This is a genomic window from Psychrobacter sp. DAB_AL32B (assembly GCF_002224105.1).
GTDB lineage: Bacteria > Pseudomonadota > Gammaproteobacteria > Pseudomonadales > Moraxellaceae > Psychrobacter.
In genome coordinates this window covers 1-243 of record NZ_NEXU01000207.1, presented here as the reverse complement: position 1 = coordinate 243, position 243 = coordinate 1, and the positions used below count along the sequence as shown (strand labels likewise).

General features: G+C 44.4%; 1 protein-coding gene. It reads left to right on the top strand.

What is annotated here, in order from left to right:
• Positions 1 to 243 (top strand): DNA recombination/repair protein RecA (locus CAN34_RS13975; RefSeq protein ID WP_217320645.1); only part of this gene is annotated, 243 nt, incomplete at both ends.

Here is a 243-nt window from a genome sequence, read left to right as displayed (position 1 = left end):
CATTAGCTCAAATCGAAAAGCAGTATGGTAAAAACACCATTATGCATTTGGGTGATGACTCAGCAGCACTTGATGTCGATGTGGTATCGACTGGCTCATTAGGTTTAGATATTGCACTTGGTATTGGCGGTTTGCCAAAAGGTCGTATCGTTGAGATTTACGGCCCTGAAAGCTCAGGTAAAACGACCATGACCTTGCAGGCAATTGCAGAGTGCCAAAAACAAGGCGGTGTTTGTGCCTTTT